The 8688-nt window shown below is 74.2% G+C and carries 8 protein-coding genes; 4 read left to right on the top strand and 4 right to left on the bottom strand.

Features of this window, described 5'->3' with window-relative positions; genetic code table 11:
• Window positions 1–193: 193 nt before the first annotated feature.
• Together IF99_RS0129305 and IF99_RS0129310 are read right to left on the bottom strand one after the other, a co-directional pair.
• A complete protein-coding gene (locus IF99_RS0129305; protein WP_031001290.1) occupies window positions 194–499 on the bottom strand; it encodes a barstar family protein in 306 nt (101 codons plus the stop codon).
• The gene (locus IF99_RS0129310) at window positions 496–1014 is read right to left on the bottom strand and encodes a hypothetical protein (protein WP_107049033.1); all 519 of its coding nucleotides are present in this window, start codon (window positions 1012–1014) and stop codon (window positions 496–498) included. The genes IF99_RS0129305 and IF99_RS0129310 overlap by 4 nt, the downstream gene beginning before the upstream one ends.
• A 98-nt stretch (window positions 1015–1112) precedes the next feature.
• Between IF99_RS0129310 and IF99_RS0129315 the strand changes: the two genes are divergently transcribed.
• The 3 genes from IF99_RS0129315 (at window position 1113) to IF99_RS0129325 (ending at window position 5076) form a co-directional block, all read left to right on the top strand.
• Window positions 1113–2096 carry an aldo/keto reductase gene (locus tag IF99_RS0129315; protein WP_031001294.1) on the top strand — a complete coding sequence of 328 codons (984 nt, stop codon included), beginning with the start codon at window positions 1113–1115 and terminating at the stop codon, window positions 2094–2096.
• A 542-nt stretch (window positions 2097–2638) separates the two neighbouring features.
• Window positions 2639–3691, top strand: coding sequence for an alpha/beta hydrolase (locus tag IF99_RS0129320; RefSeq protein WP_031001300.1), 1053 nt, complete (start codon window positions 2639–2641; stop codon window positions 3689–3691).
• 311 nt (window positions 3692–4002) lie between these two features.
• Entirely contained in the window at window positions 4003–5076 is a 1074-nt protein-coding gene (locus IF99_RS0129325; RefSeq protein ID WP_031001302.1) for a helix-turn-helix domain-containing protein, read from the top strand.
• Window positions 5077–5255: 179 nt separating this feature from the next.
• Here the strand turns inward: IF99_RS0129325 and IF99_RS0129330 are convergent, their stop codons facing one another.
• Entirely contained in the window at window positions 5256–5960 is a 705-nt protein-coding gene (locus tag IF99_RS0129330; protein ID WP_031001304.1) for a GDSL-type esterase/lipase family protein, read from the bottom strand.
• 144 nt (window positions 5961–6104) lie between these two features.
• On the opposite strand from IF99_RS0129330, the gene IF99_RS0129335 reads away from it, so the two are divergent.
• Window positions 6105–7229: a hypothetical protein gene (locus IF99_RS0129335; RefSeq protein WP_031001306.1), complete on the top strand. Its 1125-nt coding sequence runs from the start codon at window positions 6105–6107 to the stop codon at window positions 7227–7229.
• 283 nt (window positions 7230–7512) lie between these two features.
• Here the strand turns inward: IF99_RS0129335 and serC are convergent, their stop codons facing one another.
• Window positions 7513–8631 (bottom strand): phosphoserine transaminase, encoded by a 1119-nt coding sequence (gene serC / locus IF99_RS0129340; RefSeq protein ID WP_031001308.1) that lies wholly within the window; start codon window positions 8629–8631, stop codon window positions 7513–7515.
• Window positions 8632–8688: the final 57 nt, after the last annotated feature.

Genomic DNA, 8688 nt, shown 5'->3' on the forward strand with positions numbered 1-8688 from the left:
CGGTGAGGCGGTGAGGCGGTGAGGCGGTGAGGCGGTGAGGCGGTGAGGCGGTGAGGCGGTGAGGCGGTGAGGCGGTGAGGCGGTGAGGCGGTGATGGCGATCCGGCGATGCGGTGCTCCGGGCTCGGCTGGCGATCCCCGCGATACGGCGATCCGATGAGGCAGGCGTCCGTGCAGGCAAACCGCGCGGAGGGTCAGGGGTGGAGGACGAGGCGGTTCCGTACGCCGTCGAATGTCGCGGCCAGCCCCCGTCCCTTCGGGTTGCCCTTGTCGGTGTCCACGTCGGCGAAGAGGCCCTGGCGGCGGACGTGCACGGTGAGCGTGTCGTGGCGGTCGATCACCTCTGAGACGCCGCGCGCGTCGATCGTGTCCCCCCAAGCGTCGAGGTTGCGGCCGAACCAGACGGGCAGGCCGCAGGGCTCGCGCACCGCGTCCCAGAAGTCGTCGAGCGTCTCGATCACTTGCCCACGCAGATCGATGACCAGTTCGGCCCCCTTCACCGCGACGCCCGCTCGCGCCCGGCGGCGTCCGGCGCGGCGACTTCCGGCGCGGCGATGGCCACACCGACGACATCCGGCCAGGGGACGTCCGACCCCGTGACGTCCGATCCTGCGGCGTCAGACCCCCCGTTGTCCGGTGCGGTGATGCCGGGCAGGTGCCGGGACGCTGCCTGCCTGCTGTCGCCTGGACGGTGCGGGCCGCGCGCTTCGAGGGCGCCACTCGTGGTGAAGGTGATCGCCGTCTGCGGGGTCTGAGGGCGCGCGAGGTGGGCAGCCGTCTGGAAGCGGGGCAGCAGCTCCGGCTCGCGCAGCCCGCCGCCCGTGACACCGACACCCCGCGCACCACTCGCGAGCGCGTGCTCGGCGTGCTCGTCGTGCTCCGTGAGGGCCCTGTCGGCGGTGGCGCCGTAGCGGGCGAAGCGGGTGAGGCCGGCGTCGAGGAGTGCACGCGCGGCGGGATCGTCCGCGCCGGGAGTCCTCTCGGGGGCGTCACCGGCAACAAGCGCGTGGGTCATCCAGGCACACTAACGGCGCCCGGGCCGCTCACCAAGGCCCCCGGGATCGCCCCAGCTCAACGGCCGGGGTAGCCCGTGCCGAGTGCCACACTGGCCCCATGGAATCGCGTGAATTCAGCAAGCTCGGCCGTTCCGTCTCCGTCGTCGGCCTCGGGACGTGGCAGCTCGGCGCCGACTGGGGCGACGTGGACGAGAAGGACGCCCATGCCGTCCTGGAGGCCGCCGCCGACTCCGGCGTCACCTTCTTCGACACCGCCGATGTCTACGGGGACGGCCGCAGCGAGCAGACCATCGCCGCCTTCCTCAAGGGCCACCCGGGCTCCGGGATCATGGTCGCGACGAAGATGGGTCGCCGCGTCGACCAGCTCCCTGAGAACTACGTACTCGACAACTTCCGTGCGTGGAACGACCGTTCTCGCCGCAACCTTGGTGTCGACCGTCTCGACCTCGTGCAGTTGCACTGCCCGCCGACGCCCGTCTACTCCTCCGACGAGGTCTACGACGCGCTCGACACGCTCGTCGCGGAGGACCGTGTCGCCGGTTACGGCGTGAGCGTCGAGACGTGCGCGGAGGCGCTCACCGCGATCGCCAGGCCCGGAATCGCGAGCGTGCAGATCATCCTCAATCCCTTCCGTATGAAGCCGCTCGACGAGGTGCTGCCCGCCGCGCGCGCCGCCGGGGTCGGGATCATCGCGCGCGTGCCGCTCGCCTCGGGCCTGCTCAGCGGCAAGTACACCGAGGACACGACCTTCGCGGCCAACGATCACCGCACGTTCAACCGCCACGGTGAGGCCTTCGACCAGGGCGAGACCTTCGCCGGGGTCGACTTCGCGACCGGTGTCGCCGCCGCGCGCGAGTTCGCCGCGCTCACTCCCGAGGACGCGACCCCGGCGCAGACCGCGCTGCGTTGGATCGTCCAGCAGCCCGGCGTCACCACCGTCATCCCCGGAGCCCGCAACCCCGAGCAGGCCCGCGCCAACTCGGCGGCGGGCGAACTGCCGCCGCTGAGCGAGGAGAAGCTGACGGCGATCCGCGAGCTGTACGCGAGGGAGATCGAGCCGCAGGTGGCGGGACGCTGGTAGGCCGCGTGAGGCGGGGGCACCGGTGGTCGGTGGGTGGGGAGTGAGGGGAGGCCGGGGCTCTGGGCCGCCGCACCAGCCGAGATCTGCGGGACGTCCGGTCGAAACCGGCGGGGCTGTGCGGAGTGTCCGGCCGCCGGGCCGAGGTCTGCCGGCCGACCGGCGGCGGGCTGTTGGCGGTCGCGCCGTCCTGCTGTCCGGCCCTTCCGCTGTCCGGCCGCCCCGGTGTCCAGCCGCCCGCCGCTCCTCCCGGCGTCCGGCCGTCCCGCAGCCCGGCAGTCCCGCAGTCCCGCAGTCCCGCTCCTCCCGTTGGTCCCGACGTCCGGCCGGAGCCGGTGTCGTGGTGCCCCGCCGTCCGGCGGGGCATTCCCGCCGGACGGCGCCTGCGTTCCGCCCCGCTTCTCCGGCAACCTGGCTCACGTCCGGAAAGGTCCGGCCGTCCGCACGGGACAGAAGGCGGTCGGTCCACCACAGACCCCGCGCGCCGCGCCCTGCCCCGCGCGGCGATCCTTCCGCTGTCGCACGTCGTAGGGAGAGCCGTTCGCATGACCGCACACCCCGAGGCCACTCCGGCCGCCACCCCGGACGCCGACTCCGCCTCCACGTCCTCGCCGCCCACCGCTCCGGCCCCGCTCGGCCCCCCGCCGCCCTTCGACCCCGAACTGGCGGCGGCCCTGGAGGCCCTCGGCCCGGTGCGGCTACCGCCGCTGGAGGAGCTCGCGACCTCGCGCCAGTCCGTTCTCGGCTTCCCCTCGCCCACGCTCGAAGAACTGCGCGCGGACGGCGCCTACGAAGTCGAGAAGCGGACCGTGCCCGGACCCGTGGGCGACCCCGACATCACCCTCTACATCGGCCGCCCCGCCGGACTCACGGGCGAAATCCCGGTGTTCTACCACATGCACGGTGGCGGCATGATCCTCGGCGACGCGCGCATCGGCCTGCCGCAGCTGCTCGACGAGTGGGGACGCCCCCTCGGCATCGGGGTCGTCTCGGTGGAGTACCGGCTCGCCCCCGAACACCCCGACCCCGCCCCGGTCGAGGACTGCTACGCGGGCCTCGTGTGGACCGCCGCGCACGCCCGGGAACTGGGCTTCGACCCCGAGCGGATCATCATCGGCGGCGGCAGCGCGGGCGGCGGCCTCGCGGCCGGGGTCGCCCTGCTCGCGAGGGACCGGGGCGGCCCGGCGCTCCTCGGCCAACTCCTCATGTGCCCGATGCTGGACGACCGCAACGACACGGTGTCCGCCCTGCAGATGGCCGGTCTCGGAGTGTGGGACCGCGAGGCGAACGGCACCGGCTGGACGGCGCTGCTCGGCGAGCGGCGCGGCGGCCCGGACGTCTCGCCGTACGCGGCCCCGGCCCGCGCCGTCGACCTCTCCGGGCTCCCGCCCGCGTTCGTGGACGTCGGCTCGGCGGAGACTTTTCGCGACGAGGACGTCGCCTACGCGAGCCGCCTGTGGGCGTGCGGTGTCCAGACGGAACTCCACGTCTGGCCGGGCGGCTTCCACGGTTTCGACGGCATGGCACCGCAGGCCGCTCTCTCCCAGGCGGCCCGCACCGCCCGCACGGACTGGCTGCGGAGGCTCCTGTCGGCCTGAGGAGCCGAAGGCGGCCGACGAGAGAGGCGGCCAATCAGCCCGAAGGCGGCCAATCAGCCGGAGGCGGCCGATGAGGGCGGAGGCGGTCACTCAGGTGGAGGCCGCCCTGGGACGGCCGGTGAGCCGAAGACGGCGGGTGGGCCGGGGGAGGGGCCGGTGAGCGGGAACGGCCGGGGCATGACTCCGGCCGCCGCTCCCTCCGCCCCTACGGCACCGGTCGCGTCCGCCGCATACGACGGAGCCCTCCCTCGCCCCGGGCCTCCCCGTGGAAACGACTTCCGCGAGATCGGCCGCAGAAGGACGATGGCCGTATGAGAGAACTCGCAGGGCGGCTCGCCGCTCTCGATCCGGACGCCGGTGAGGCGGTCCGGGTCATCGCCTATTTCGACCGGCTCACCGCCGAGCGCGCCGGTCTTGAGGCGCTCGTGCGCGGCGCCGCCGTGCTCGCGGGCGGCGCCGCGCGGCTCGCCGACCCCGTGCATGGCGTGTGGATACGGGTCGAGCCCGAGGGCCGCCGCGTCGACGGCCCCGCCCGCACCCCCGTACCGCCCGGCGCCGACTGGCCCGGCGTTCCCGTCAGCCCCGGCGGGGCGCGCGTGCTGTGGCTGGAACGGCCGGGGGAGCCGGGACCGGTCGACGCGATGATCCTGGAACGGGCCGCGACCGCCGTACGCGCCGCACTCGACCGCACCCGGGGCCGGGCACCCGCCGTCCCCGGGCAGCCCGCGCCCGACGCCGCGTCCGTCGAGGTCCTGCTCGACGCCGAGGCCCCGCCCCGTGCCCGTGAACTCGCCGCCCGCCGACTGGGTCTCGGTCCTTTGGCCCGCGCGCTCGCCCACGCGGACGGCACCGCCGACGTGGCCGACGCCACCCACGAGCGCCCGGCCCACGAGGGCGCCACCCCCGAGGGCGGGGCGCGCGAAGCCACCGTCCCCGAGGGCGCCCCCAGGACCGGGATCGGCCCCGCCGTCGCCCCGCTCGACCTCCCGTACTCCTACGCGCAGGCCCGCATCGCGCTGCGGTTCACCGCCGAGGGCACGGCCGCCGACCCGGGCCACCGCTCGGTACGGGCCGAGGAACTGGGCGGGCTGAGCGTCCTCGCCGCCGCCGTGGGCCCCCGTACCGCCCCCGTGCCCGACGTGCTCGCCCTGCGCCGCGCCCAAGTCGCCGCGCCCTGGATGCTCCTCACCCTGTACGCCGTCGCGGCACACGCGAGCCTGCGCACTGCCGCCGCCACGCTCAACGTGCACCACTCGACGCTCCAGGAGCGCCTCGCCCACGCCGAGCGCCACCTCGGCTGGAACGTCCGCGAGCCCGCTGGCCGCCTGCGCCTCCAACTCGCCCTGGCCCTCGACCGCCTGCACCGCTCGGCGGAAGGCACCTGACCACGAGTTCGACAGCAGCCCGCCCGGCGACGGGACGCCCATCCGGCAAGCTCCCCGCCCGGCGACGGGCCGTCCGTCCGGCAAGCTCCCCACCCGGCGACGGCCGCCCGTCCAAGTTCCCGCCCCGTCGTGGGCCGCCCGCCAACGGCCTGCCCGCCGCGGTCCGGCAGCGCCTCCCCTCACACGCCCGTATACGGTCCCCCGATTCCCCAGCCCTGGTGGAGCGCTGTGGCGAAGGCGGCGGCGAGCTTGTGCTCCCCCGTGGGGCCGGGGTGCGTTCCGTCGTACGTGTCGCGCTCCAGGTCCCAGTCCGCCGGAACCGTCGCGAGGAGCAGCGGTGAGGCGGGCGAGTCGAGGTCCGCGACGAGCTTGGCGAGCAACTCGTTGAACCGCTCCACCTGCGCCCCGAACTCCGGCTCCCGCAGGGCCCGTACGTTCGCCACCACAGGCAGCACCACGGCCCGCACCCCCGGCCTCGCCTCACGCGCGGCCGTCAGGAAACGGCGGGCGTTCTCCGCCGTCTGCTCCGGATTGGTGTAGAAGCCGAGGTCGATGAGGCCGAGCGCGACGAGCAGCACGTCCGCCCCGCTCTCACGCACCGCAGGCCCGACGAGCGGAGCCATGTGCTGCCAGCCCTCGCCCCAGCCGGCGAGGTGCCGCCGGGCGTGCGGCGGGAAGTCCCCGTCCGGGTACGCGTACGAGACGGCCGCGTCGGCTTCGACGTCGTACAGCGCCTCGCGCGGGCCGACGAAGGCGAAGCCGTCCGCGCCGAGGCTGTGGCGCAGGTGCCGCCACAGCCGGTACCGCCAGGTGTGGTCACCGGCCTTGCCGATGGTCTGGCTGTCGCCGACGAGGAGGAAACGCGGGGGGACCGAGGCACGCATGGCCCCCATCATCGGGGAGCCCCGCACCGGCCGTGCCCCGCGGTGGCCGCCTCGCGCCCCCGCCCCGGCGTGAGACGCGCCACGTACCGGCGCAGGTGGGGCGGCCCGCTCCCGCCCCGTCGCCGCTCTTGCGAGACTGGCCCCATGACAGCCCCCCGGCGCCGTCGCCCGCTCCCGCCCGCCCGGCGTCCCCGCGCGCGCTTCCTCGCACCACTCACCGCGATCACCGCGTTGTGCGGCGGACTGCTTCTCGGCCCCGGAGCGCCCGCCCACGCCGCGGACGACCACCCGGCGTTCACGATCCAGGACGCGCGCGTCACCGAGTCCTCCGGTCTCGCGGCGAGCCGCCTGCACCCCGGCGTCTACTGGACGCACAACGACAGCGACGACGGCCCCTACCTCTACGCGATCGACGGCCGCTCGGGCCGCACCCTGGCGCGGATCACCCTCAGCGGCATCGGCTCGCCCCGGGATGTCGAGGCGATCTCGCTCGGCCCGGACGGCCGCCTCTACGTCGGCGACATCGGAGACAACCTCGACGGCACCTGGCCGCACGTGTGGATCTACGCGCTGCCGGAGCCGAAGCGGTTGCGGGACCAGACCGTGCGCGCGACGCAGTACACCGTCCAGTACGAGGGAGGCCCGCGGAACGCGGAGGCGCTCATGGTGCACCCGAAGACCGGGCGGGTGTACATCGCGTCGAAGCGGGAGAGCGGCGGGAACCTCTACGAGGGACCCGCGAAGCTCTCCGCGACGGGCACCAACGTCTTCCGCAAAGTCGCCCCCGTCGACCTGTGGGTCACGGACGGCACCTTCTCGCCGGACGGCCGCACCCTCGCCCTGCGCGGCTACTTCTCCGGCACGTACTACGACTGGAACGACGGCCACCCCAAGGCGGCCGGACGGCTCGCCGTCCCGCTCCAGCGCCAGGGCGAATCGCTCACGTGGACCACGGACGGCACGACCCTCATGTACGGCTCGGAGGGCGTCCGCAGCGAGGTGCGCCCCGAAGAGGCCCCCGTGCGGTCCTCGCCGGACCCCGGCGCGACGAAGCCCACGCCCGGAGGCGGCAAGGGGTCGGGCGAACGGGGACAACAGGGCGACGGCGCGGACTCCGGCCGGTCCGGCGCGGGCCAGGAGGACGGCGACAAGGAGGGTGCGGGCAAGGACACGGGCGGCACGACGGGCAAAGCCGTCCTGGTCGTGGCGCTCGCCGGAGCCGCCCTCTACGGCGTGCGGCGCATGAGCGGGAAGCGGGCGGGGAAATGAGGTGTCGACCTTGTGTGTCTCCATGGTTGCGAACCGTAGTCGACGCCACTGACAACCGGTCTTCCGCGCAGGTGGCGGCCCCGATTTCCGGGGCGCGCGGCGCCGAGAGCACGTGCGTGTGCGCTTCGGGGGCCGCCTCGGTGCGTGCGCCTCGGGGATGACCGCCGCTCGGCGTACGCCGAAGGGGCGCCCCGGCAAGGCGGGGCGCCCCTTCTCGGGGAGCGGGGCCCGTACGCGCTGAACCGCGCGTACGGCACCTGCGGTCGATGCCGCGGTCAGTCGCTCAGAGGTGGTCGATGACGTAGTCCACGCAGGCCGTCAGCGCCTCGACGTCCGCCGGGTCGATGCTGGGGAACATCGCGACCCGGAGCTGGTTGCGGCCCAGCTTGCGGTACGGCTCGGTGTCGACGATGCCGTTGGCGCGCAGCGCCTTCGCCACGGCCGCCGCGTCGATCGCGTCGTCGAAGTCGATCGTGCCGATCACCGCGGAGCGCTGCGCCGGGTCCGCGACGAAGGGGCTCGCGTACGAGACCTTCTCCGCCCAGCCGTAGAGCGCCTGCGCCGAGGCGGCGGTCCGTCCCGTGGTCCACGCGAGGCCGCCCTGGCCGTTGAACCAGTCGAGCTGATCGGCGAGGAGGAACAGCGTCGCGAGCGAAGGGGTGTTGTACGTCTGGTTCTTGCGCGAATTGTCGATCGCGGTCGGAAGGCTGAAGAACTCGGGCACGTGTCGGCCGGAAGCGTGCACGCGCGCGGCGCGCTCCAGCGCGGCCGGGGAGAAGAGACCGATCCACAGGCCCCCGTCCGAACCGAAGTTCTTCTGCGGAGCGAAGTAGTAGACGTCCGTCTCGGCGACATCGACCGGCAGCCCGCCCGCGCCCGAGGTGGCGTCCACGAGGACGAGCGCGCCCTCGTCGGCCCCGTCGACGCGGCGCACGGGCGCGGCGACACCGGTGGAGGTCTCGTTGTGCGTGAGGGCATAGACGTCGACGCCGGGCTCGCCCTTCGGCTCCGGGTGCGTACCGGGCTCGGAGGAGATCACGGTCGGCTCGGCGAGCCACGGCGCGAGCTTCGACGCCTTCGCGAACTTGGAGGAGAACTCGCCGAAGCTCAGGTGCTGGGACTTGTTCTCGATGAGCCCGTGGGTCGCGACGTCCCAGAAGGCGGTGGAGCCGCCGTTGCCGAGGACGACCTCGTACCCCTCGGGGAGGGAGAAAAGCGAGGAGAGCCCGTCGCGGACCCTGCCCACGAGGTTCTTCACGGGAGCCTGGCGGTGAGAGGTCCCGAGGAGAGAGGTGCCGGTCGCGGCCAGCGCGTCCAGCGCCTCCTTCCGCACCTTGGAGGGACCCGCGCCGAACCGGCCGTCGGCGGGCTTGATGTCAGCGGGAATCTGGATATCGGCCACAGGCCGAGCGTATCCCGCGCGGCAGCGGGGTGGGGCGGAGGTTCGTTGGGTGAGACG

Source organism: Streptomyces sp. NRRL F-5630 (assembly GCF_000719475.1).
GTDB lineage: Bacteria > Actinomycetota > Actinomycetes > Streptomycetales > Streptomycetaceae > Streptomyces.

Coding starts and splice junctions, on each gene's coding strand:
- IF99_RS0129310 (WP_107049033.1), bottom strand. CDS start 1,014: ATGACCCACGCGCTTGTTGCCGGTGACGCCCCCGAGAGGACTCCCGGC.
- IF99_RS0129315 (WP_031001294.1), top strand. CDS start 1,113: ATGGAATCGCGTGAATTCAGCAAGCTCGGCCGTTCCGTCTCCGTCGTC.
- IF99_RS0129320 (WP_031001300.1), top strand. CDS start 2,639: ATGACCGCACACCCCGAGGCCACTCCGGCCGCCACCCCGGACGCCGAC.
- IF99_RS0129325 (WP_031001302.1), top strand. CDS start 4,003: ATGAGAGAACTCGCAGGGCGGCTCGCCGCTCTCGATCCGGACGCCGGT.
- IF99_RS0129330 (WP_031001304.1), bottom strand. CDS start 5,960: ATGCGTGCCTCGGTCCCCCCGCGTTTCCTCCTCGTCGGCGACAGCCAG.
- IF99_RS0129335 (WP_031001306.1), top strand. CDS start 6,105: ATGACAGCCCCCCGGCGCCGTCGCCCGCTCCCGCCCGCCCGGCGTCCC.